The organism is Lacticaseibacillus zeae subsp. silagei, from assembly GCF_030770335.1.
GTDB lineage: Bacteria > Bacillota > Bacilli > Lactobacillales > Lactobacillaceae > Lacticaseibacillus > Lacticaseibacillus zeae.
The window spans coordinates 2,937,373-2,960,163 of the sequence record NZ_CP132484.1 but is presented as its reverse complement, the minus strand read 5'-3'; the positions used below and the strand labels follow the sequence as shown (position 1 = coordinate 2,960,163).

The following is a 22,791-nucleotide window of genomic DNA, read 5'->3' as shown; positions in this document are numbered from 1 at the left end:
GCTAGTCCCCCTCTTTTGCGGTGCCGATTTTTGGCGTTTCAACCTGCATTTGATTGTTCATCACGTTGTAGTCTTTGGGTCCGTCGAGATGTTTTTCGATGAGCCGGAAGAGGCGGCTGATGGTGAAGGTCATGATGAGGTAGATGCCGCTGACGATCAGGTAAGTGTGGAAGAACTGGAAGCTTTGCCCGGCAATGGTTTCGCCGCTGAAGAATAGTTCGGAAACCGAGATAACCGACAGCACGGACGTATCCTTAATGTTCACAATGAACTCATTCGTGACCGCTGGCAGGGAGTTACGAACCGCTTGCGGCAGGATGACTTTCATCATGGTTTGCAGATGCGTCATGCCCAGCGCACTGGCCGCTTCGAACTGTCCTTCATCAACGGAAATAATCCCGCCACGGATAATTTCGGAAATGTAGGCGCCAGTGTTAATCGAAACAATCAAAAGCGCGGCGGTGGTGCGATCCATGTTCAGGTGCCAGGCTTGAGCGGCGCCATAGTACAAGACCGCGGCCTGAACAATCATTGGCGTGCCACGGAAGACTTCGATATACAAGGAAAGCAGCCAATTGATAACGGCTCGCAAACCGCGCTGTCCCAACTTCTTGGGTTTTGGCGTGGTGCGAATAATGCCGACTAACAAGCCGATGATGAAGCCGACAAGCGTGCCGACCAATGCCAGCAGCAGCGTCATACCGGTACCACGCAAGAGCATCGGTCCATACTGTTTCATAATGGCCATGAACCAGTTGCCGCTCTTTTCGGTCGAAGGCTGATTATCGACCGCTTCGTTCATCAGACGAGCCCGCTCCTTACTGGAAATCGTGGCGAGCAGTTCATTGATTTTAGCCTTATTGGGATCGTTTTTCCGCAAACCGATTGCTAGGTTGGTGTCACTGGCATCGGTTTTAAACCCCTGACCCTTCGCAAAATGGATATACATCAGGTTCGGATTGGCGCGTTCTGCCGTGATCCCTTCAGGAACTTCGGAAACGTAGCCGTCAATGGTGCCGGACTCCAAGGCCACCCGCATCGCCGGAAAATCATTCATGGCCGGTTCCTTGACGACTCCCTTGATTTGGTTAATCGCCTGATAGTGATAAGTACTGAGTTGAGCTGTCACTTTGGCGCCTTTAAAATCAGCAATGCTCTTGGCTTTTGCATATTTGCTATCTTTGCGGACGACCATAGTCAGGTTGGAAATGTAGTACGGATTGGTAAAATCGATCGTTTTGCGCCGATCCGGTGTTGGTGACATCCCGGCGATAATGGCATCGATTTTGCCGGAAGTTAAAGCAGGTGGCAGGCCATCCCAAGAGGTTTTGACCACGACGACTTTCTTGTGCAGTGCCTTAGCAACTTTCCGCGCAATCTGAACATCGTAACCATTAGCGTATTCATGACTGCCTTGAATCTTGACCGCGTTATTGGCATCTGTGTTCTGTGTCCAATTGAACGGTGCATAGCCGGCTTCCATACCGACTTTGAATGTGTTGTCGTCGCTCGCAGCATTAACCGGCTTAGCGGCAAAACCGCCAAGCAATAGGCTCAATACGAGCCCCAGAACACCCAAACGTGCAACCCAGTGTTTTTTCATAAAATGACATTCTCCCTTCTTGTAGTGGGAAATAGAGCTGGAACCAAAAAATCGACCTTTATTGAACAAGCAATAAAGGTCGATTCCATCGATTTTAGTCATAAACCAGAATCATAGCGCCCCGAAGCAACTTGCTTCGACAGTCCATGAGTTATGTGCTCATGGCCCAATGCGGATCGTCCGAACACGGCCCGACATTTCGGCGGTGGCACTTACGACTGGTTCAACATGATCCGGCACTCCCCAGTTTTCGTTGCCCACCGCAACCTCTATTTCTTGGTGGTGTATTTAAATGTCAAGATCGAGTGTAGCGGAATGGGAGGTGGATGTCAATTGGATGTGAGCGTGAATTGGCGCGGTTAGAAGTCGGTGTGTAAGTGGCCTCAGATGTGATGGCCGGTTTTTGAACATTGCGCCTGAGGTTCTTACACGCAGACTTCTGCGGCAGTGAACGCGTTATGGTGGGAGAAGATTATATTTGCAGGCATACTTACGAGAAGCATTTTTGAACCTCTGTCAAAACATAGAGACAAAAGCTAAGACGTTATTAAGGATGTGCAGTGCGATGCTATAGCGTAAATCCCCAGTAAGCGCGTAAACGGAACCAAATAGCCATCCCATGGTGCAGTAAACTAAAAGATTGACGGTGAAATGAGGTTCATGAAGCAACCCAAACACAAAGCCAGAGACTAAGACAACGAAAATTTTGCTCATAATAGTGTTCTTGTTGAAAAAATAGTTAAAGAAAATACCACGTAATATAAATTCTTCAATAATTGGGGCCGCTAATACAGCGTCAACACTAGCTAATAGTGGCGCAGTTCGAATGAATTTGTTAACAAGCACCTGATTCGTGGCATTGTCCGCGTTGAAAGGCGTGAGAGATTCAACACACAGAAACCCGAAGAGAGACGCAACCCCAATGAGAAATATAAGCACGTTCTTTCTCGAAAGTGGCTTTAGGCCATAACCATTTGGATTAAAACGTTTTAATTGCCGGAAATACAGCCAATGAAGAAACCAAATGAATGCCCCCTTTAATATTAGTTCAATCACTAGAACTTCATATTGGTCTTGCTGCAATTTGCTGATTGTAAAAAAATCATGGAATTCGGTTAAGATATCAAGCAGTAAGATGCCTGTGAGGAGAAGAGAGTGCTTTAGCAGTGAACCGCCAATGGATATTATTTTCCCCAATTATCTGTCCTTCTTTAGACTTTTGAATGCTCTAAAAAACTGGGCTACATAAATACGCGCCCATTGTAACAATTAGCGTTAATGGTTAACAAGTTTAAAAATAGGCACAGACTAAAAATAAAAACATACAGATTAACAAATGCAAAGCACAGAAAAATATTTCGATTTTGAAAAAATGACAAAACGTGTTAAATTTGTCTAATAAACTTCTCATAAAAAGGGGCGGGTGCTGATGGCGGAGGAGCCTGTCAAAGTCGGGGCCTATTTACGGGCGTTGCGTCTTGAGGAAAATGACTCATTGGAAGAAATTGCGGCCGGGATTACGACAGCCGCTACTTTGTCACGCTTTGAACGGGGGGAGACCCAGCTCAGTGCAGCCGTTGTTTTAAAACTGTTAACGCGCTTTGACCAAGATGTTGAGTTGATGCAACAAGGCTATCGGGCATTGAATCCGGAGAATTTTTTCCAACAGGTTAATCGGGCCACGGTTGCCGGTAAGTCAGCGTTGCAGGCGTTAGCACAAAAGCAGTATCGCTTGTGGCGGCAAACCGGCCTGATTTTTTACCGACTGAATCAGATTAATATTCTGGCCCACAATGGATTTACGGACCCGAGTTTTCAGACAACGCCGCAGATGAAAGCCGATGTCATCAAGTATTTGAAACGGATTCGGTACTGGGGATTGTACGAGCTTGATCTCTTTGCCGCCACCTTGGTGATATACGACCATGAGCAACTGATGAGTTTGGTCATGGAGCTGGTTTTGGACTGGCCGGATGTGAAGGGCCATCCAACCCGGAACCAGTATCTGTGGGCGATTTTGACGAATAGCATCGCCTTGCTGATTCATCGTCGGGAGTTTGTGGATGCTGTGCGGCTGCTCAACGTCGCCAAGAACTTACCCATTCCGGCCGATGATCTCTATGCGCGGATCATGTTGCGCTATCAAGAGCAGCTGCTGACTTATCATCGCGGCCAGCATCGGGCGGCCAAAACTGCGGTTAAAAACTTACTTGCAACGCTAGCGTTATTGGACTCACCGTTTTTTGCCCAGTTATTGACGAAAAGTTGGCGACGATTCCTGAAGGAGGAGGCGCAGGCAAAATGACGATCGGTGAACAATTCAAACGATTGCGTAAAGAACGGCGGCTGACGTTAAAAGAAGCTGCTGGCGACATTGTTTCGGTATCAAGCCTTTCAAAATTTGAAAATGGCACCTCGCAGTTGGCCGCTGATCGCTTTTTCCTATTGCTGGATCGATTAAATCTGGACTGGGATGCGTTCACGCCTTCACGCTCGGATGCACCATTACCATTTTTGCACCGTTATCTGGTGGCGGCACAGCAGGCAGATGTTCAGGCGTTGGCAGGTATCTTACGCCAGTTGCCGCTGGCGAATACTAATCAACGGTTGCTGTTGCATTTGACGCTGCATAACCATGCGCCGGAACGCTTTTCCGTGTTGGCACGTGAACGTAAACAGGCGTGGTCGTTGTTGACGCATACAACGGAATGGTCGCTGTTGTTGCGGCTGATTGCGCTTCAATTAACCGGCATCATTGCGATGAAGGATTTGGAAGGGCTGGTCAAGGCTTTTGCAAACCAAGTGCAAACACCCAACACGCCACAGGATCATTTGAATCTGGCCAATCGCGCTTTTTTAACCGCCTCGCTTCGGTACATTGCTGCAGGGCAGCTGGACAGCGCACAGGAAACGCTCGCGTTAATTCGGCAGGCCACGGTTGGTGACATGGGGGTTGAGTTTCAGATTGCCTGCACCAAGCGTTTAGTGATGATTTATTCACCGGATAAAAGCATGGCAGTGCGCGGTTGGCAAGAGCTTGCCCAACTGAAGGCGTTGTTGAATGAGGTTGCGGCACCGGACTGGACAGCAAGTTGGCTGCCGGCTTTGGAGGCCTTGGCTGAGGCAAAGCGGTGTGGGAAGGAAGCCTGAGTTCGGTTTTTGGAAATTTAGGATAGTAGCAGTTTGTAACGGACTCGTGATCAGCGAAAATAAGTTGATTGTGGGTCCGTTTTTGTTATGTTCCACGTGAAACGTCCTGAGCCAAGAAAGCGGGGGCACCTTTTCTGACGCGATAAAGGGCTCTTAGTCAGAGAAAATATGCGCCACTCTGCGGATCTTTGATATTGATGCGGACGACTTTTAATAAGTACCGCAGCCACCGCTCTTGCGTCGGTTGGTCCAAAATATGCTCCAAACTGATGGCTTGTTGGCATAACTCATAGCCGGCCGTGGTTTGGCCGATGACGGCTTGGTACCAGCCGCGGAGAAATAAGAGGAGGGCGGAGTTTGAGAGGTCGTTTGTGTCATGCAAAATTTTTTCCGCAGTGGTGAGGACTTTCTTGGCATCGGTTAGGTGGCGTGTGTTGATGAACACGGTGAAGGCGGAGAAGAGCGTCTGAATCCGCAGATTGCCGATTTGATTGAAGGCGCGATATTTTTCCGAACGCTTCATCGCTATTGGCAACAAGTTTTGAATGGTTTCAGCAGGTAAGGCGACCATGAGATGACGGAACCAATAAAGTTCAAAGTAATTCCAGGTTTCAACCGAGTAGAGATAGCTGACCAGTGGTTTGGCGCGTTCCTGCAATTGGGCCATGGCGTCGGTCACATTTTTGAATGGTGATGGCTGGTCAGGCGGCTTGACGCGATCAATCATGGTGAGACGGAAAATCTGGATGCTAATGAGTTCAAATTGGGTTTGGCGGTTGTGGTCGTGCTCGTATCGTTTCTGCCAAACCTTTTCTTGCTTCAATAAATATTGATAGTCTGCTAACGTGGGATTTTCAACGTTAAAGCGATCCTGATAGGCGATAACCTCTTCAAAGTCGCGGTGAACTAAAGTGTTGTAAACAAACCGTGTGTGAGTCGTTGGCGGTACGGCGCCTGCCTGAAGATCGCGAATGAAGATGAATTCTTCCACCGAAATATTGATGCGGAAGAGCAGATGACTTAGGCGGGCAAAGCTGATATTGGAGCGGCCTTGTTCGAACTTACTAATGAAAGCAATGGAATTATGCGCATCGGCTACCTGTGCCAAGGTCAGATGATGGTTGCGCCGGAGTTGGCGGAAGACGGCGCCGTCAGTAGGATTGATTTTTTCTACCATAGTGGAATTTCACCTCGCCTTGAGTGTAGCCTGCTTACACTCAAAGTACAAACCAAGTACGAATCGAAAATGACATGCTTGGCTGCAGGGAGGTAGCAACATGCATGAATATTTCAATAATCGGGGTTATCGCGCCATTTTAAATGCCAGTTTGTTAAGCGGGATTGGCGATAGCCTGTATAACATCGTGTTTATCATTTACGCGGCCACGATGCCGTTTAAAAGTCTGGCCGTCACATTGGCAGCGATGGCCACCAGCTTGCCAACAATGCTGTCACTGGTGACTGGCAGTCTGGCCGATCGAACCCAGGCCAAAACCAGCCATATGGTGGCCACGCGCATTGGTCAAACATTGCTTTTCCTAGGGTTGGCAGGGATGATTTTGCTGCCTGCCAGCTTGCCATTGTTTTTGCTGTTGCTTGGCATCAATATACTTTCTGACACCCTGGGACAATATGGGAATGGTCTGGTGCTGCCACTGTTGCATCGGCTGATTCCCGCTAAAGAATTGAACACGGCGATTAGTTTTCAAAGCGCGACCGGTACGACAGTTCAAATGGTTTTTCAGGCAGTCGGTGCGAGCCTGATTGTGTTACTTAACCACAATTATGCGCTGTTTGGCGGGATTAATGCTGTTACGTTTTTACTCGCAGCTTGGGTTATAACCCGGGAAAAGAGTCGCTTAAAACAGGCCGAGCCACCAGTTGTTGCGCATACGCATCAGCCGATTCTCAAAAATATTGGCAATGTGCTCAAATTTCTTGCAACCAACCGTTTTCTTTTAGCAGTCATCATTTTCGCAATGTTTGTCAATACACTGGGCTCATCGGTGGATGGCTTAATGTCGGTATCCCTGGTCCAGCAACCTGGCATGTGGCTGCGTGATTTTGGTACGACAGTTGCGTTGTTGAACATCGTCTTCTCGGTAGGGCTGATTTTAGGCGCACTGTTTGCTCAGGATGGCCTGCAGCGGCTCAGTACGTTCAAACTGCTGAGTCTTTTGACAGCGGCGATGATTGGGCTTAGTTTTAGTTTCTTTCTTTTCCGTTCGCTTGCTGCCGTCATGGGATTTAGTTTTCTGACATCCTATCTCATGGGCAAAATCAACCCGCGGGTGTCGACGGTGATGATGCGGCTCGTTCCTGAACAGCAGATGGGGACAACAGCAGGAGTCGTTAACCTAGTGGCACTTTTAGGTATGCCGGTCGGTCAAGTGGTTTTCTTCACATTGGCAAATGTCGTGAGCGCTGCGGCAAGCTGGATGCTCATGGCGGCGTTGTCAGCCGTGTTATTATTAGTGCTCTTATTGGTAGGAACGCGCATTGCCGATCCAGTCTTTACCGATTCCGAAGGCCAGTCAGAAAAGGCTTAGTCAGACTTTAAATTAATTGGTATCGACCAATATACCAATTTTGATAGATACCAATTAGAAGTGCGTACTGAATGTATGCGCTTCTTTTTTTAAATTTCATTTTAAGTGAAAATGCTTGCATAGCGGCGCGGAGGAAGTCATACTAACTTATTGGGAAGCCTTGTATTTTTGATTATTTTTGTTTTTTGCAGATATTATTTTCGAGGCAACCACAAATTTTTAGGAGGCGTAATAATGGTCGGAATCATTCTTGCTAGTCATGGCCAATTCGCTGCTGGCATCAAGCAATCCGGTCAAATGATCTTCGGTGAGCAAGAAAAAGTCGAAGCTGTGACCTTCATGCCCGATGAAGGCCCGGATGACTTGCACAAGCACCTCGAAGATGCGATCGCTAAGTTCGACCCAGACGATGAAGTTTTGTTTTTGATCGATTTGTGGGGCGGATCACCATTTAACCAAGCGAACACGATTTATGAGGAACACAAGGATAAATGGGCGATTGTGACCGGACTGAATTTGCCGATGCTGATTGAGGCTTATGGCTCGCGGCTGTCAATGGATTCTGCACAAGACATTGCCGCACATTTACTTGAAGCCGGACGTGACGGTATCAAGATTAAGCCAGAATCACTGGACAAGGTGAAGAAGCCAGCTGCTCAAGCTGCCGCACCAAGTACAGCCAATGCTGGCCAACCGGGATCATTCCAGTATGTTCTGGCCCGGGTTGATTCACGTTTGTTACATGGTCAGGTTGCAACCACTTGGACTAAGACCACGAACCCGACGCGGATTATTGTTGTCTCTGACACAGTGGCAAAAGACGAGCTGCGGAAGAACCTAATTAAGGAAGCGGCACCATCTGGCGTCAAGGCACACGTTGTTCCGATTGATCAGATGATTAAGTTGGCCAAAGATGATAAGCATTTTGGCGGTCAACGCGCATTGCTATTATTTGAAACCCCTGAAGACGCATTACGCGCCATTCAGGGCGGTGTTCCGATTAAGGAGCTTAACATCGGTTCAATGTCGCATTCAGTCGGTAAGGTTCAGCCTAATAAAGTGCTGGCCTTTGACCAGAAGGACATCGATACCTTCCACGAACTGGCCAAAGATGGCGTCAAATTCGACGTTCGTAAAGTGCCATCCGATCATCCGGATGATATGAACGCGATTTTGAAGAAAGCTCAAGACGAACTGAATGCGCAGAAGTAATTTTTGAAATGGAGGAAGAAGACTTATGACTTTGAATTTTATTCAAATCATTCTGGTCCTCATCGTGTCATTCCTTGCTGGTATGGAAGGTATTTTGGATGAATTCCACTTCCATCAGCCAGTTATTGCGTGCACGTTGATCGGACTTGTGACCGGCGACTTGACCCCTTGCTTGATGCTTGGCGGGCAGTTGCAGATGATCGCCTTAGGCTGGGCCAACATTGGCGCGGCCGTCGCACCCGATGCTGCATTGGCATCAGTTGCATCAGCTATTATTCTTGTTCTTGGCGGTCAGGGCACTAAAGGCATTAGCTCAGCGATCGCGATTGCGGTTCCACTGGCCGTTGCCGGTTTGTTGCTGACCACTTTGGTTCGTACCTTGGCAACCGCGATTGTTCATATCATGGACCGCGCTGCTGAAGAAGGTAGTTTCCGTAAAATTGATTTCTGGCAATGGGTTGCGATCTGCATGCAGGGCTTGCGGATTGCCATCCCAGCCGGCTTGATCCTTGCCGTTGGTGCCGGCCCAGTGCGGGCATTGCTTGAACAAATGCCTGATTGGCTCACCAAAGGTCTTGGCATTGGCGGGGGCATGGTTGTTGCCGTTGGGTATGCCATGGTTATTAACATGATGGCGACCCGCGAAGTATGGCCATTCTTTGCTATTGGTTTTGTTCTGGCGACTGTCAAAGAAATTACCTTAATCGGCCTTGGTGCTATTGGTATTTCCTTAGCACTGATTTACTTGGCACTGTCCAAGCAAGGCGGCGGTTCAGGTAATGGCGGCAGCTCAAATAATAGTGGTGCCGGTGATCCTGTCGGCGACATTATTGACAATTATTGAGAAGGAGGTTGACAAACATGGCTGAAGAAGTTCATATCACAAAAAGCGACCGAATTAAGGTTTGGTGGCGGTCAACCTTCCTTCAAGGTTCTTGGAACTACGAACGTATGCAGAACGGTGGCTGGGCTTACACCTTAATTCCTGCGCTGAAACGTTTGTATCACACCAAAGAAGACCGCGCAGCTGCTTTAAAACGGCATCTGGAATTCTTTAACACTCACCCATATCTGGCATCACCGATTCTGGGTGTTACGATGGCGCTGGAAGAAGAACGTGCCAATGGCGCCCCGATTGATGACAAAGCCATTCAGGGTGTCAAAGTCGGGATGATGGGTCCGCTAGCTGGTGTCGGCGATCCAGTGTTCTGGTTCACGGTTAAGCCAATTATCGGTGCGTTAGCCGCATCGCTGGCGATGGCCGGCAACTTAATGGGGCCAATCCTTTACTTCGTACTTTGGAATGCGATCCGTATGGCGTTCCTATGGTACACTCAGGAATTTGGTTACAAAGCCGGGAGCAAGATTACCGAAGACCTTTCCGGTGGCTTGCTACAGGAAGTTACGAAGGGTGCCACAATCCTAGGTATGTTCATTCTGGGATCACTGGTCAATCGATGGGTTTCCGTCAAGTTCACGCCAGTTGTTTCGGATGTTCCGAACCAGAAGGGTGCCTACATTGACTGGAGTTCATTGCCAAGCGGTAAGGCAGGCATCCAAAAGGCTTTGGAATTGCAATCTCAAGGACTGTCACTAACAAAGAATAAAGTGACAACGTTACAAGATAACTTGGATATGCTGATTCCAGGCTTAATGGGCTTACTGCTCACCTTGTTCTGCATGTGGTTACTGAAGAAGAAGGTTTCTCCAATCGTCATTATCCTTGGCCTGTTCGTCGTCGGGGTTGTCTTCCACGTCATCGGTTTGATGTAAGACAAATTACCAAAATCGAACAAAACGCCCAAAAGCTCAGACACAAAGTCTGGGCTTTTGATTTATAATGGAAGAGCGTGAACAGGCCCGCTTAGAAACCGGAGTGTAAGCGGCCTCAAACCTAAATGGCTGGTCTTTGGCCATTTAGGTTTGAGGTCCTTACACGTAGGTTTCTGGGCCTGTGAACGCGTTTGTGGCGTTTCGGGCAACCCGCGTAAGATTTAGGCTCCAGACTCCCACACAGAACTTCTAACCACACCAAACAAGATCAGTCTAAAAGGATGGCAAAAAATGGTTCAATCAATCAACACCAAATCAGAATTAGTGATGGAAGGCACAGCCTTTATGGGAATGCCGGTCTACGGCAAGATCATGATCGGCGATAAAGGCTTCGAATTTTTCAACGAAAAAAATGTGCATGACTTTTATCAAATTCCTTGGGATGAAGTTAACTGGGTCATTGCGTCTGTCATCTTCAGGGGCAAATGGATTCCGCGTTTTGCCATTAAAACCAAGAAGAACGGGACGTATACGTTTGCGGCAAAAGATGCCAAGAAAGTCTTGCGCGCCATTCGTGAGCACATTCCTGCCGATCGGATTGTCAAGTCACTGACTTTCTGGCAAGTCGTGAAACGAGCGTTTACCCGCAAAAAATAAATTGCGTTTTCTATCAGAAGGCATCAAGAAAAAGCAGCCTGCCATTCCGGAGCAACGGAAATGGCAAGCTGCCTTTTTGCATGCTTAATATTTGTAGCGCGACATCGACATCAGTCTTGACCGCTAACGTTACTTAGGGCGAAATTCTTTAAACAGTTCATTGATAGAACCATATTCTGGATCGCGCAGTTGAACTTTCAAAGCGTCGGCGTTGCTAGCGGCTTGTTCCGGCAAGCGTGCGCCGGGGATGACCACGGCAATATCCGGATTTTTCATATACCAGGCCAGCATGATCTGGGCAATGGTTGCCTGATGCGCGTCCGCGATGCCGTCGACTTCGCGTAAGGGCGGCCAGAATCGTCTTGAACTGGGAAGCGGAAAAACGGCCGCTGAACTTTTCGGCGTCATTCGGACCATACTTGCCAGTCAATAACCCAGAGGCAAGCGGGAAGTACGGAACGAAACTGATGTGTTGTTCCCGGAGATAAGGGAACAGGGTGGTTTCGGCATCGCGGTGCACAAGACTGTAATTGTCTTCTACAACATCAACTTGCTGATCCTGATTCGCTTCTTTGATTTGATCAAGTGAAAAATTGGAAACCCCAATGGCGCGAACTTTTCCGGCTTTGCGGGCATTAGCGACAGCATTGACCGCTTCGGCTTTATCGGTTTTTTCATCAGGGAAGTGAATATAGAAAATATCGAGGTAGTCGGTTTTGAGCCGCAGCAACGCGTCATCAATTGCTTGGGTCAAAAACTTGGGGTCGTTGTTGGGCTTCAGATCTTGATGGGGGTCTTGTGCTGCTTTGGTCGCCAAAATAATTTTCGCACGATCATAACCTTGAATTGCCTGACCAATCAAGGTTTCGGATTGGCCCAGGCCATACATATAAGCAGTATCGAGCATGTCGATGCCGTGATCCAACGCTGTTTTCACAACTGCCAGTCCGTCTTCGTCATGTAAGTTGGGGAAAAGATTATGCCCGCCAACCTTATTAGTGCCCAACCCGAGCTTGCCGGTAACAACATTGCTTTTTCCGATGGTTGTTGTAAGTGCCATTTAGTAATCTCCTTATTTTTGAGTGAGCGTGAGTCGGCGCGGGTACATGCAATCTCCTGCGCCAGCGAGCGAATTAATATGAGCCTAACATAATGCCAGTTTAGAAAAAGTAAGCCTAATGTGCAAACGCTATTTTCGATCTGAAGAGCTGAAAATGCTGGGAGTTGCATTGATGACCAGCCCAACCACAAACATGATCAGGGTTAAGACCACGGTGACCCACAAAAGCAGATTCCACGATCCGGTGAGCGTCTGGATAAAGCCGTAAAGCATCGGACCCACTGCCGCGAATAAGTATCCCAAGCTTTGGGCGAAGCCGGATAGACTGGCAGTTTCGTATGCATCGGCCGTTTTCTTTTGGAAGAAGACGATGCAGATGGCAAATGCTGCCCCGGACGCAACGCCCATCAGCAGGGAGAAAATCACGTTTAAGCCGAAGTTAGCGCCGGGAATAAGAATACCCAAGGCGCCTAGCGCAAAGCCCAGCATAATGCCCCAGACGCTGTAAGCAAGGCCGTGGCGCCGTTCGGCAATAAATGGAATGGATAATGTCGCCGGCATGCCGCTCAACTGAAAAATCGTAGCCAGATTACCCGCGGTTAGTTGCGAGAAGCCGGCAGCCTGCCACAGACTCGGCAACCAGGTCAGGAGGGAGTAATAGAGAAAACTCTGTAGGCCGAAAAATAAAGCAATCCACCAAGCCAACAGTGAATGAGAGACAGCCACGTTTTTGCGGGCACTGCCTTGCCAGGTTTTGACCGGTGGCAAAGTGCGCAACGCCAATGCCCAGATCACGAGGCCGGCCACGCCGACGAGTGAAAAAGCCGCCATGGTCAGCTTCATATGAAATTGCTGGTTTAAGAGGCCAGCCAAGCCGGTCCCCAGCGAAGCGACCAGTCCCATGGTCACGGTATACAAGCTGGTTTTAGCGCCGATTGACTGCGGAAACTGATCTTTGATAATCGCCCGTAATAAGACATTCCCACCAGAGATCCCAAAGCCGATCAGCAACGTGCCAACGATTAAAGCGATTAAACTGGGAATAATCCGTAACAAACTGCCGAGTAACAAGATCACGAGCGCAACAAGCAAACTCCACTCGTTACCGCGGCGATTCCCCATTTTGGCGATAACAGGCGATGCCAAGGCAAACATCAGCAGCGGAATCGTCGTTAATAAACCGGCCATAGAAGCCGGTAACCCCAGCGTATGCTCAATCGTCGGCAGCAGCGGCGGAATCATGGTAATCGGCAAGCGCAAATTAGCCCCCACCAAAAGAATGCCCCATGTAAGCAAGGTGGTCGAATGATGCTTCTCCATGTGTCAAGTTCCTCCTCGAAAAGTGCTTAGCAGTCTAATGCTAGCACTTTTCCGAAAGAGCGTGAACTGGCGCGGTTAGAAACCGAAGAGAAAAGTATTGTAAGAACCTCAACCATCAATTCTTCTCATGTACCTGCCACGGCTTAATCGTCAACCCAATCGCAATGGCACCCAGCAATGCCAGTCCTGCAGCAACCAACATGGCGATCTGAAGGCCAGTGATAAAGTATTCCGGATGGTTCGTCGGATAAGTGGTGACCCGACTACCGGCCAGCTGGCTCATTGTTCCAAACAAAACTGTTGTCGCCACCGCGGTACCGCTGACCATGCCAAGGTTACGGGCAAGCGCGTTGAAACTGCCGGCAATGCCCAGCTGATCTTTTGGCACCACTGACATGACCACGTCGCCGATGGGAGATTGGAAGAGCCCACTGCCGATGCCGATCAAAAGGGTGCTGATGATATAAACCATGAGCGGTGCATCCAATTTTAAAAATGCACCGACAATGCTGCCGGCCGCAATGAGCAGGCTGCCCAGCAATGCAACAGCCGGTACCTGCCACTTATCGGCCAACCAGCCGCCGAATGGTGCAAAGAAGACCATCATCAATGGATAGAGTGACAGCAAGGTGCCTGCCGCGCCTGGCGTTAAACCGCGCGCATCTTCGAGGTAGAAGGGCATTAAAACGGTGCTGAAAAACTGAACCATGAAAATGAAGAAGACGGTTAGAACCCCTAAAGTGAAAATGCGAACCCGGAAAATACTCATTGGCAACAACGGCGTCTTCTGATGATTTTCAAAAATCAGGAATGCCGCCAGACTGATGATGGCCAAAGCAAAGGTCGCGAGTACAACCGGATCGCCGAAGCCGCTTTGCTGAGCCAAATTCAGTCCCCAGAAACCGCTGGCGATGGCTGTGGCTTGCAGTACCATTCCCCACTTGTCATACGTGCCGGGTTGCGGTTCTCCGTTATCCATTGACCACAGCGAGATCCCCAATGCGACAACGCCGATCGGCACATTGATCAGAAAAATCATCGGCCAACTAAAATGCGCCAAAATGAGACCGCCGAGACTAGGACCGGCCACACCGCCAAGCGCCACAAACGTGCTAACAACGCCCATAGCGCGCCCGCGTTCGGCCAGGGCAAACGTCGATGTCACAATCCCGTAAGTGTTTGCCAAGGTCATCGCACCCCCGATGGCTTGCACCATGCGGCCCACCATCAGAAAATTGAAACCAAGATTAATGCCAGCCATCAATGACCCGACCACGAAGGTACCGGTGCCCCACTTGAAAATCCGGCGTTTGCCAATCCGGTCGCCAAGTTTGCCAAACGGCAGCAGTAAGGCACTTAGAACAATCAGGTACAGTGAGACTGTCCACTCCATGCGGCTCGCCGAAACGTCCAGGTTCTTCGCCATAATCGGAATCGCAATATTGACGATCGAGCCATCAAGATTTGTCATAAAAGCGAAAAAACCTAATGCTATCAGTAACCACCAACGCTTGGATCCAGTTGAAAAACGCTGCATATAAATTCCCCCAAAATGCGTTCTCTGGCGCAGAAGTCTGCACATAAGAACCTCAGACCTAAATGGCCAAAAGACCAAGCGCCGAAGTTCTCCGATGCTAAACGCGCTCACAGTCGCAGAAATCTACGTGTAAGGACCTCACGCCTAAATGGCTAAAGACCAGCCATTTAGGCGTGAGGCCACTTACACTCCGATTTCTAAGCGCTCCTGTTCGCGCTCTTGAAAATCATAGGGGCAATGGCTAAGCACGCCATTGCCCCTAAGGACATTAATATTCGATTTTAAAAGACATCAACTGCTGTTGGCGTTAACCGCATCGTTTAAAAAAGATTAAGCGCCTAAGTTGATGAAGTCACCGTTTTCGAGCAAAATTTTAACGAAATCCGGCAAAGTATCGGTCCGGTTCCAGTCACGTTGCTACTCGCAAGCTAACTGGGCATTGGTAATCAGCTGCGCGCCAGCCTGTTCAACCCGTCGCAGCGTCGTTTCGTGGGCAATCTTTGAAGTGCCGCCAACGGCATCGACAACCGGATAAACCTGGAAGCCTTCCGCTAACGCATCAAGTGTCGGGAAGGTGAGACAGGCTTCGGTCCATAATGCGGCCATGACGAGCTTTTTCCGTCCGGTAGCTTTGACTGCTTCAACAAAATCCTGATCCTGCCAGGCATTAATCGAAGTTCGATCGATACTTGGTTGGTCGCCGAGAACTTTTTTCAGATCAGGAATCGTGTCCTTATTCCGACCACTTTTGACATTAACTGTTGAAAGCACGATCGGGACTTGATAAATTTTAGCCAATTTAGCGGTCATCACCACGTTCTGAATAAGCGCATGATGATTCATGGAGCCGATCGATTCGACCTGCGTTGGTTGATAGTCAATCAAAATCAACGCTGAATTTTCTGGTGTCAGTAGCTGATCTGTGACAGGATCACGCCGTGGATAACTTGTCATTTAAAATCACTCCTAATCTTAGTGAATGACGAATCTGAAAGTATCTCTACCAGATCATTCTAGTCCCATCTTGATGAAATCTGTAATATTTTGCCCAGAGCGTGAACTGGCGCGGTTAGAAGTCGGAGTGTAAGTGGCCTCAGGCGTGATGGCCTGGGCTTGGCCATTGCGCCTGAGGTCCTTACACGCAGACTTCTGCGCCAGTGAACGCGTTTTGGAAGAGCGTGAGCGTGGCCGGTTAGAAACCGGAGCATAAGTGGCCTTGGGCGTGATGGCCGGTCTTTGGCCATTGCGACCAAGGTCCTTATGTGCAGGTTTCTGGCCACGCGAACGCGTTTATGGAACAGCGTGGCCAGTTAGAAACAGGAGTGTAAGTGGCTTGAAACACTTTCAACTATTAAGATCAGCCAAAATATGCCCAACCACATCATCCTGTGACCAACTCGCAGGAATCGTCTGTTCACCTGGAACACCCAACAAGTCATGGGGCTGGAACCAGCGGCGCATGCTAGCGGCACCAAACTCATTAGCTTTAGCGCGACCGGCATGGCGATGAAGGGTTTCTTCAAATGGCAGATCATAATAGTAGATGAAACTACGATCGGCTGCGGCAATTAATCCTTGTAACATCTGGCCGTAACGCGACGCACTCAGAATGCCTTCAAGGATGACCACTTTTTCATGCTGCAGGCCGAAGCGAGCGATGAGTTCAATTAAGGCAATATTCGGGCTGTTAGGCTTATCTTTTTCCGCTAACATGTCGCGGCGGATGACATCTTGGGAGATCAAAAGTGTGTCAGTGAGGTGTTCACGCAAGACTTTAGCAGTGGTTGTTTTGCCACTACCGGAATTGCCGCGGAGAATGACGAGTTGATGCATCAGTCAAAATACCCGCTTTCTCCGGCGATGAAATGGGCGAGGGCCTCACGATGTTGTTGGTTAAACAAACGCGGGGCCGCTGCAGGATCGAAAAACTTTAGCGCTTCGGTTTCGTCATTATCGCTATTCAACTTGCCGCTTAATTGTTTCACGAGAAACACTGGACACAGCCACTGCGCAACATCGCCATTTGGATAGGTGAGGGTCAGATTGCCATTGACGCCGAGCAAGGAGACAACCGCGACCGTTAAGTTGGTTTCTTCTTTGAACTCGCGAACCATTGTCTGCGCAGGCGTTTCCCCATATTCAATTGTGCCGCTGATGAGCCCCCATTCACCGGTAAAATCGCTTCGCTGCTGAAGCAAAACGCGGCCAGCGTCGTCAGTTAAAATACCGATCGTGCCAGCCATAATCAGCGGCATATGCCCGACTTTTGCACGAACCTGCTTAATATAGTCTGCCAAAAAAATTCCTCCCCGAAAAATGAGTACTACCGTTTTAGATACGACAAAAGGCATGCTATGATTTAGGGTAACATAGTTGTCACTTAGATTATTTCCTGGGTAATAATTGTGGTATGTTTTAGACAAACATAAAATGCAAGCAGGAGCGTTTAGAAATTGGTGAATCAGTGGCCAGTAACCGCGTTTAGGAAACATAATGCGGCCTTTTACTTAAAGCTCCGCAAATCCCGTAACCAAATCAAGAAAGAGAGCGTGCCCGAACATGACAGTAACGTTAAAACATTTTCAAACTGAAGATCTCGAGACATTGTGGAAAGTTGCCTTTTCTGACCCTAATGCGGAATGGCACAAGTGGAATGGGCCTTACTTTAATGACGACATTCCTACGCTGAAACAAATGCAGGAGGATCAAGCTAATCAGACCGGCTATCAATGGGTTGCCAACCCCTTTGTTAACGGCATTTGGGAGGATGGCATTTTAATCGGCGATGTCTCCGCGCATTATGAAGACGGGGATTTGCAACGGTGGCTGGACTTGGGCATCGTGATTTACGATGAGAGCTACTGGGGTAAGGGCATTGGTAAGCAGGCGCTGGATCAGTGGATCGATCGGATTTTTGGTCTGATTGACTTGCCGCATCTAGGCATCACGACTTGGTCCGGGAACGAGCGGATGATCGGTCTGGCCAAAGCAGTAGGGATGAAGCAAGAAGCCCGCGTGCGCCAAGTTCGTTATTATCAGGATCGCTACTGGGATTCCATTAAATACGGCATCTTACGTGAGGAATGGCAAGCGTTGCGGCAACAGCAATAAGTTAAAGACCAGCAAAAGAGGCGGCTTAATCAAGTCGCTTTTTTGCTGGCCTTTTTAGGATTTGAATGCGTCAGCAGAGCAGTGGGGGGAAACAAAGAAAGCTTCACTGAAGCATAAGGAGCCGCATTTTTACCACAATAAGCCTTGGCCGGTTCACGTGACTGGCAAGGGTTTATTTATTTGGCTTCTTGGGCACTTAATCGCTTATAAAGTGCCACCATTTCGCCAGCTAGGTCGCAAAAGGTGATGGCGTTCATCAAATGATCCTGACTATGCACCATCAATAACGTGACCTTGGCGTGATCGCCTTGTGCTTCTGCCGTTAGCATGCCGCTTTGGACATTGTGGGCTTGGGTTAAGAACTGATCGGCTTCTTTAAGTTTCTCATCAGCCAGTTTGAAATCGCCGTCCTTAGCTGCGTGAATGGCTTCGAAAGCTGAACTTTTTGCATTCCCGCCATTGATAATCAAGCCCATGACGGTTTCTAGGCTTTGGTCTTCTTCACTCATGGGCTGCTCCTTTGCTGTCATCAATCGCCTTTAACGAGGCTTTTAATACTTTTTCGCCGTTCATTAAGCCATAGTCCTGCATATTAATGACGCTGACTGGGATGTCTAAATCTTTCTTGAACTGACCTTCAAGGTAGCGAACTTGTGGGCCGAGCATTAAAACATCTGGCTTTTCTGCCGCAAGTTTGTTGTCGGCATCGGAAGCCGAAGTGGCAAAAATGTTAACGGTGATGCCGTCTTTTTCGGCGGCTTTTTGCATGCGGGCAACCAGCATGCTTGTTGACATACCGGCAGCGCAGACTAACATAATTTTTTTCTCTGTCATTTTTATGACTCCTTTTTTAAAAAGTGTAACCGTTTTCTGTTTCTTGTGCTATTATAATTCGTAGGTACAAATTTTACAAGCGTTTTCAGGATTTGAAATTGGGGGAGGTTGTCGATGTATCACGATATTGCAGAGCAACTGATTCAAGATATTCTGGCAGGACAGTATCCGGTCAAACTGCCAACCGAGCAGGTGTTGATGGATCGCTATCAAGCCAGCCGCAACACGATTCGTAAAGCATTGGATGTGGTGTTTGCCCACGGACTGGTGCGCCGGGTTCAGGGCAGCGGCTATTACGTCATTGATCATTCGGCGCAGTCGGACGCGGTGCTTAATATGTCAATCGGTTTTGATCAGACAGCCATGGTAAAAGGTGGCCCGCTGACATCTAAAGTCGTCAAGTTTGCGTTGATCCCCGCAACGGCTGCGTTGGCTCAACGCGGTAATGTCACCCGCGGCGATCCGGTTTACCAAGTCGTGCGACTGCGGTACTTAAAGAAGCAGCTGTATGACTTGGAAGAATCGTATTTTCCGCAAGCCATTGTGCCGCATCTTTCGGCTGAAATTGCGCAGGGATCGATCTTTGCATACTTGCGCAACACGTATCACATGGTCGGCAGTACGACTGAGAACTATATTCAAACCTTGCCACTGCCGGCTGACTATGCTGACTTGATGGGGCTGCCGGTAGAAACCAATCATCTTTGTCTCGATGGGATTAACTATTTAGCAAGCGGCAAAGTTTTCAACTTTTCACGAACTTATTTTGTTTATCAGGGTCTGACACTGTATTACCACACGACGAATATCGATTTGGAGCGGTAGGGCTGGGCTGGCTCACGCTCAAAAAATTTGAGGGGTGTAAATAATGAATAAGCTTATCAATTGGCTCAATAAACATGTTGTCCCAATCGCGGCGCGGATCGGGTCGATTCGCTGGCTGGTCGCTTTGCGTGATGCGTTTATTGCTATCATGCCGGCGATGATGGCCGGAGCGATTTCGACTGTGTTGAATGCGTTGATTCGGGATATTCCAACGCAATTCGGCTGGACCGGATTCGTCAATTCGATGCAGTGGCTGATCGGGATTAACGCGGTTGTCTGGACGGGAACGTTGGCCATTCTCGGATTGATTTTCTCGTTTACGTTCGGTTATCAACTGGCGGTTCAATATAAGGTCGAGCCGGTGACGGCAGGGATCGTAACGCTGGGTACGTTCATTATGAGCCTGCCGCAAAACTTTACCCTGACCTTGAAAGCCGGCTTGGCAAAAGGGGCTGTCAAAACCCTGACCGATGCCGGGGCCGTTGTTTCCGGTAAAGACGTCAGCATGTGGGGCTTCTTCAACTTTGGTAAATTCTTTGGCGCGTACGGTTTCTTCACCGTCATGCTGATGGGCGCCATTGCTGCAACGATTTATATCTGGCTCATGAAAAAGCACATCACGATTAAAATGCCGGATTCGGTTCCACCGGCTGTTGCCAATGCTTTCACCGGTATTGTACCTGCCGCAGTCGCACTTTACGGCGTTGGTATTATCAATTATCTTTTCACCCAGTTTGGTACCACGGTGATCGAGTTTATTGCTAAAGTCTTGCAGGAACCGCTGTTGGGCTTGAGTCAAGGCTATGGCGCTGTGCTGCTGATGACCATTTTGGTTCAGGTTTTCTGGTTCTTCGGGATTCACGGGACCAATGTGTTGGGGCCGGTGCTTGATAGTATCTGGTTGACGGCTCAAATTGCCAACATCAACGCATTCTCAAAAGGGCAAGATCTACCATATTTATGGACCCGTAACTCCTTTGATCTGTATGCTTGGATTGGTGGCGCCGGTTCAACATTGCTGCTGTTAATCGCCATCCTGATGTTTTCAAAACGTGATGATCAACGGGCAGTGGCCAAGTTATCTATTGCCCCTGGGTTCTTTAACGTCAACGAACCAGTCATGTTCGGGATGCCAATCGTGCTTGATCCGATTTACTTCATTCCGTTCATTTTGGCGCCGGTCGTGATGGTCTCAATCGCTTATGGTGCTGTTGTCAATGGGCTCGTCTCACCAATTAAAGCGCAAATTGTTTGGTCCTTGCCGCCATTTATAAATGCTTTAGTGGCAACCATGGATTGGCGGTCAGTAGTCTTGCAGCTGGTTAATATGGTGGTCGGCTTCTTAATCTACGTGCCATTTGTCAAGGCCGCCAACCGCATCAAACCCGCGCAAATTGATGATTGATTTAACAAACACGTCATGGTGCTCAGAGAGGTGATTTTTAATTGGAAATTCAAATGATGTTCAAAGTGCCGGCAGCGTTCATGTACGGCCAGCTGATTCGGTCCGTTCAGGCAGATATCAAAACGCACACCGGCCGGGAAGTTCTGCCAGGCAGTCTGGATGGCTTTACGTATCAGAAAAAGTGGGCCAATGGCATGACCGGCAAGCTGACGATCACACATGCCATCGCCAATCAGCGTTACGCGTATGAGCTTGACACCGAACGCGATCATTATCAGGTGGATTATCAATTACGCGATCTCGGTGATCACAAGACAATGCTGCACTATACTGAAACAATTGAGGGTAAAACCGCTAAAGGCAAAGCTAATAATCGCACAGCCGGGTTTTTATTAAACTGGCAACGCAAGCATCGCTTTAAAAAGATGTCGCGCCAAATGGCTGCACAATATTTTAGCTAAGAAGGGATTTTTGTGAAATGAAACGATTAGGTATCTCGCTTTATCCGGATCAAAGCAGTTTCGAGGCGAACAAAGCCTATCTCGATCTGGCCCATCACTATGGCTATAGCCGCATTTTCACCTCGCTTTTGCAGCTTTTGGGCGAAGACGGGGAGGATTTGTTGGCGAAGTTTAGCCAAACGATTGATTATGCTAACCAGCTTGGGTTTAAAACGATCGTGGATATCAATCCGGCGTTGTTCAAGGAACTGAAGATCAGTTATGATGATCTCAGCTTTTTCAAGAATCTCCATGTATGGGGACTGCGACTGGATGAAGGTTTTACCGGGGCAGAAGAGGCGCGGATGACGCATAATCCCTATGGCTTGAAAATCGAACTGAATATGAGCCGGGGGACCAATTATCTGGCGAGTATCATGGCCTATGATCCTGATCGCGATAACCTAATCGGCTGCCATAACTTTTATCCGCAAGCCTTCACCGGATTGAGTGATGCCATTTTCGGCGAATATTCGCAGCAATACCGCCATTACGGACTGCACACAGCGGCATTTGTGTCGTCGGCTAACGGAAAAATCGGGCCGTGGCCGATTCATGACGGGTTACCAACGATGGAAAGTGACCGGCATCGGGATATTGCCAGTCAAACCAGTCATTTGGTGCTGACGGGTCAAATTGACGATGTGATCATCGGCAACGCCTTTGCCAGTGAGGCGGAACTTAAAGCAGTCGCCGCAACCTTTTTGGCGCCGTATCCGGTGCTGCATGCCGATATGCTGGCTGGCATGACGCCAATTGAGGAAAAGATTGCCTTTGCTGCGCCACATCTTTATCGCGGAGATGCTTCGGCTTATCTGTTGCGGGATACCAAGACACGTATTACGTACAGCACGGCAGATATTCCCGCTCATGACAATGGTCAAGCATTTGAGCGCGGGGATATTCTGGTGGTGAATTCAGCTTATGGCCGGTACAAAGGCGAGTTGCAAATCGTTTTGACCCCATTCAAGGATGACGGCCAGCGGAATCGGATTGGCCGTATCTGTGCGGATGACCTCGGCTTTTTGGAGCTGGTTAAACCTTGGTCGACTTTTGTGTTGGAAAAACGTGAATTGAGTGATTGAAGTAAAAACGTTTAGTTATAACTTACAGCAATACTATAAAAATAAGGATGAGACATAATCCACAACCATAAGAAAATGGCGAACATCAATTCCAATAGTGGGATTTTTGCTCGCCATTTGTTTCGTCATGGACAATTCATCAGAAGTCTTAAGATTTTAGTGCCAAAGCG

At 48.6% G+C, this 22,791-nt stretch carries 21 protein-coding genes, 2 pseudogenes and 1 riboswitch; of the genes and pseudogenes, 12 read left to right on the top strand and 11 right to left on the bottom strand.

Annotation, left to right across the window (positions count from 1 at the left end):
• Position 1: 1 nt before the first annotated feature.
• Positions 2-1,603 carry an ABC transporter permease subunit gene (locus LACZS1_RS13685; protein ID WP_070651601.1) on the bottom strand — a complete coding sequence of 534 codons (1,602 nt, stop codon included), beginning with the start codon at positions 1,601-1,603 and terminating at the stop codon, positions 2-4.
• Between the two features lie 106 nt (positions 1,604-1,709).
• Positions 1,710-1,883, bottom strand: a riboswitch (Lysine riboswitch).
• Between the two features lie 236 nt (positions 1,884-2,119).
• Positions 2,120-2,800: a CPBP family intramembrane glutamic endopeptidase gene (locus tag LACZS1_RS13680; RefSeq protein ID WP_070651599.1), complete on the bottom strand. Its 681-nt coding sequence runs from the start codon at positions 2,798-2,800 to the stop codon at positions 2,120-2,122.
• Between the two features lie 232 nt (positions 2,801-3,032).
• On the opposite strand from LACZS1_RS13680, the gene LACZS1_RS13675 reads away from it, so the two are divergent.
• Both LACZS1_RS13675 and LACZS1_RS13670 read left to right on the top strand, forming a co-directional pair.
• Positions 3,033-3,908 (top strand): helix-turn-helix domain-containing protein, encoded by an 876-nt coding sequence (locus tag LACZS1_RS13675; protein WP_070651597.1) that lies wholly within the window; start codon positions 3,033-3,035, stop codon positions 3,906-3,908.
• The gene (locus tag LACZS1_RS13670; RefSeq protein ID WP_070651595.1) at positions 3,905-4,753 is read left to right on the top strand and encodes a helix-turn-helix domain-containing protein; all 849 of its coding nucleotides are present in this window, start codon (positions 3,905-3,907) and stop codon (positions 4,751-4,753) included. Before LACZS1_RS13675 ends, LACZS1_RS13670 begins: the two co-directional genes overlap by 4 nt.
• 157 nt (positions 4,754-4,910) lie before the next feature.
• On the opposite strand, the gene LACZS1_RS13665 is transcribed toward LACZS1_RS13670, so the two are convergent.
• Positions 4,911-5,930, bottom strand: coding sequence for a helix-turn-helix domain-containing protein (locus tag LACZS1_RS13665; protein ID WP_070651593.1), 1,020 nt, complete (start codon positions 5,928-5,930; stop codon positions 4,911-4,913).
• Between the two features lie 100 nt (positions 5,931-6,030).
• Here LACZS1_RS13665 and LACZS1_RS13660 point away from each other — a divergent pair, with 100 nt between their 5' ends.
• From LACZS1_RS13660 to LACZS1_RS13640, 5 genes are all read left to right on the top strand, one after another.
• Positions 6,031-7,302 carry an MFS transporter gene (locus LACZS1_RS13660; protein ID WP_070651592.1) on the top strand — a complete coding sequence of 424 codons (1,272 nt, stop codon included), beginning with the start codon at positions 6,031-6,033 and terminating at the stop codon, positions 7,300-7,302.
• A gap of 234 nt (positions 7,303-7,536) precedes the next feature.
• Positions 7,537-8,514: a mannose/fructose/sorbose PTS transporter subunit IIA gene (locus LACZS1_RS13655; protein ID WP_010490470.1), complete on the top strand. Its 978-nt coding sequence runs from the start codon at positions 7,537-7,539 to the stop codon at positions 8,512-8,514.
• A 25-nt stretch (positions 8,515-8,539) separates the two neighbouring features.
• Positions 8,540-9,358, top strand: a complete 819-nt coding sequence (locus tag LACZS1_RS13650) for a PTS mannose/fructose/sorbose transporter subunit IIC (RefSeq protein WP_025013158.1) — start codon at positions 8,540-8,542, stop codon at positions 9,356-9,358.
• 17 nt (positions 9,359-9,375) lie between these two features.
• Positions 9,376-10,287 (top strand): PTS system mannose/fructose/sorbose family transporter subunit IID, encoded by a 912-nt coding sequence (locus tag LACZS1_RS13645; RefSeq protein WP_070651590.1) that lies wholly within the window; start codon positions 9,376-9,378, stop codon positions 10,285-10,287.
• A gap of 291 nt (positions 10,288-10,578) precedes the next feature.
• Entirely contained in the window at positions 10,579-10,944 is a 366-nt protein-coding gene (locus LACZS1_RS13640) for a DUF956 family protein (RefSeq protein ID WP_010490477.1), read from the top strand.
• 129 nt (positions 10,945-11,073) lie between these two features.
• On the opposite strand, the pseudogene LACZS1_RS13635 reads toward LACZS1_RS13640, so the two are convergent.
• The 6 genes and pseudogenes from LACZS1_RS13635 to LACZS1_RS13610 form a co-directional block, all read right to left on the bottom strand.
• A pseudogene (locus LACZS1_RS13635) lies at positions 11,074-12,004 on the bottom strand (aldo/keto reductase).
• Positions 12,005-12,133: 129 nt separating this feature from the next.
• Positions 12,134-13,324, bottom strand: coding sequence for an MFS transporter (locus LACZS1_RS13630; protein WP_070651587.1), 1,191 nt, complete (start codon positions 13,322-13,324; stop codon positions 12,134-12,136).
• A 115-nt stretch (positions 13,325-13,439) separates the two neighbouring features.
• Entirely contained in the window at positions 13,440-14,861 is a 1,422-nt protein-coding gene (locus LACZS1_RS13625; RefSeq protein WP_070651584.1) for an MFS transporter, read from the bottom strand.
• Between the two features lie 330 nt (positions 14,862-15,191).
• Positions 15,192-15,815, bottom strand: a pseudogene (locus tag LACZS1_RS13620) (hydrolase).
• 390 nt (positions 15,816-16,205) lie between these two features.
• Positions 16,206-16,694 carry a kinase gene (locus LACZS1_RS13615; RefSeq protein ID WP_070651582.1) on the bottom strand — a complete coding sequence of 163 codons (489 nt, stop codon included), beginning with the start codon at positions 16,692-16,694 and terminating at the stop codon, positions 16,206-16,208.
• Entirely contained in the window at positions 16,694-17,158 is a 465-nt protein-coding gene (locus LACZS1_RS13610) for an NUDIX hydrolase (protein WP_070651580.1), read from the bottom strand. The genes LACZS1_RS13615 and LACZS1_RS13610 overlap by 1 nt, the downstream gene beginning before the upstream one ends.
• A 262-nt stretch (positions 17,159-17,420) precedes the next feature.
• Here LACZS1_RS13610 and LACZS1_RS13605 point away from each other — a divergent pair, with 262 nt between their 5' ends.
• Positions 17,421-17,972 carry a GNAT family N-acetyltransferase gene (locus tag LACZS1_RS13605; RefSeq protein WP_010490492.1) on the top strand — a complete coding sequence of 184 codons (552 nt, stop codon included), beginning with the start codon at positions 17,421-17,423 and terminating at the stop codon, positions 17,970-17,972.
• 176 nt (positions 17,973-18,148) lie between these two features.
• Here the strand turns inward: LACZS1_RS13605 and LACZS1_RS13600 are convergent, their stop codons facing one another.
• Together LACZS1_RS13600 and LACZS1_RS13595 are read right to left on the bottom strand one after the other, a co-directional pair.
• Complete coding sequence (locus LACZS1_RS13600; RefSeq protein WP_070651578.1) at positions 18,149-18,481, bottom strand: PTS lactose/cellobiose transporter subunit IIA; 333 nt, start codon at positions 18,479-18,481, stop codon at positions 18,149-18,151.
• Positions 18,474-18,806: a PTS sugar transporter subunit IIB gene (locus LACZS1_RS13595; RefSeq protein ID WP_047106810.1), complete on the bottom strand. Its 333-nt coding sequence runs from the start codon at positions 18,804-18,806 to the stop codon at positions 18,474-18,476. The genes LACZS1_RS13600 and LACZS1_RS13595 overlap by 8 nt, the downstream gene beginning before the upstream one ends.
• Positions 18,807-18,920: 114 nt before the next feature.
• Between LACZS1_RS13595 and LACZS1_RS13590 the strand changes: the two genes are divergently transcribed.
• From LACZS1_RS13590 to LACZS1_RS13575, 4 genes are read left to right on the top strand one after another with little or no spacing between them, the layout of a single operon-like run.
• A complete protein-coding gene (locus LACZS1_RS13590; RefSeq protein ID WP_070651576.1) occupies positions 18,921-19,631 on the top strand; it encodes a GntR family transcriptional regulator in 711 nt (236 codons plus the stop codon).
• A gap of 43 nt (positions 19,632-19,674) precedes the next feature.
• Positions 19,675-21,036, top strand: coding sequence for a PTS sugar transporter subunit IIC (locus tag LACZS1_RS13585; protein ID WP_070651574.1), 1,362 nt, complete (start codon positions 19,675-19,677; stop codon positions 21,034-21,036).
• 41 nt (positions 21,037-21,077) lie between these two features.
• The gene (locus LACZS1_RS13580; protein ID WP_070651572.1) at positions 21,078-21,497 is read left to right on the top strand and encodes a DUF3284 domain-containing protein; all 420 of its coding nucleotides are present in this window, start codon (positions 21,078-21,080) and stop codon (positions 21,495-21,497) included.
• Positions 21,498-21,514: 17 nt separating this feature from the next.
• The gene (locus LACZS1_RS13575) at positions 21,515-22,621 is read left to right on the top strand and encodes a DUF871 domain-containing protein (protein ID WP_070651571.1); all 1,107 of its coding nucleotides are present in this window, start codon (positions 21,515-21,517) and stop codon (positions 22,619-22,621) included.
• The last annotated feature ends 170 nt before the right edge of the window (positions 22,622-22,791 follow it).

Bases quoted from the DNA above. Each gene is read 5' to 3' on its own strand.
- LACZS1_RS13685 (WP_070651601.1), bottom strand. From the start codon at position 1,603: ATGAAAAAACACTGGGTTGCACGTTTGGGTGTTCTGGGGCTCGTATTG.
- LACZS1_RS13675 (WP_070651597.1), top strand. From the start codon at position 3,033: ATGGCGGAGGAGCCTGTCAAAGTCGGGGCCTATTTACGGGCGTTGCGT.
- LACZS1_RS13670 (WP_070651595.1), top strand. From the start codon at position 3,905: ATGACGATCGGTGAACAATTCAAACGATTGCGTAAAGAACGGCGGCTG.
- LACZS1_RS13665 (WP_070651593.1), bottom strand. From the start codon at position 5,930: ATGGTAGAAAAAATCAATCCTACTGACGGCGCCGTCTTCCGCCAACTC.
- LACZS1_RS13660 (WP_070651592.1), top strand. From the start codon at position 6,031: ATGCATGAATATTTCAATAATCGGGGTTATCGCGCCATTTTAAATGCC.
- LACZS1_RS13655 (WP_010490470.1), top strand. From the start codon at position 7,537: ATGGTCGGAATCATTCTTGCTAGTCATGGCCAATTCGCTGCTGGCATC.
- LACZS1_RS13650 (WP_025013158.1), top strand. From the start codon at position 8,540: ATGACTTTGAATTTTATTCAAATCATTCTGGTCCTCATCGTGTCATTC.
- LACZS1_RS13645 (WP_070651590.1), top strand. From the start codon at position 9,376: ATGGCTGAAGAAGTTCATATCACAAAAAGCGACCGAATTAAGGTTTGG.
- LACZS1_RS13640 (WP_010490477.1), top strand. From the start codon at position 10,579: ATGGTTCAATCAATCAACACCAAATCAGAATTAGTGATGGAAGGCACA.
- LACZS1_RS13630 (WP_070651587.1), bottom strand. From the start codon at position 13,324: ATGGAGAAGCATCATTCGACCACCTTGCTTACATGGGGCATTCTTTTG.
- LACZS1_RS13625 (WP_070651584.1), bottom strand. From the start codon at position 14,861: ATGCAGCGTTTTTCAACTGGATCCAAGCGTTGGTGGTTACTGATAGCA.
- LACZS1_RS13615 (WP_070651582.1), bottom strand. From the start codon at position 16,694: ATGCATCAACTCGTCATTCTCCGCGGCAATTCCGGTAGTGGCAAAACA.
- LACZS1_RS13605 (WP_010490492.1), top strand. From the start codon at position 17,421: ATGACAGTAACGTTAAAACATTTTCAAACTGAAGATCTCGAGACATTG.
- LACZS1_RS13600 (WP_070651578.1), bottom strand. From the start codon at position 18,481: ATGAGTGAAGAAGACCAAAGCCTAGAAACCGTCATGGGCTTGATTATC.
- LACZS1_RS13595 (WP_047106810.1), bottom strand. From the start codon at position 18,806: ATGACAGAGAAAAAAATTATGTTAGTCTGCGCTGCCGGTATGTCAACA.
- LACZS1_RS13590 (WP_070651576.1), top strand. From the start codon at position 18,921: ATGTATCACGATATTGCAGAGCAACTGATTCAAGATATTCTGGCAGGA.
- LACZS1_RS13585 (WP_070651574.1), top strand. From the start codon at position 19,675: ATGAATAAGCTTATCAATTGGCTCAATAAACATGTTGTCCCAATCGCG.
- LACZS1_RS13575 (WP_070651571.1), top strand. From the start codon at position 21,515: ATGAAACGATTAGGTATCTCGCTTTATCCGGATCAAAGCAGTTTCGAG.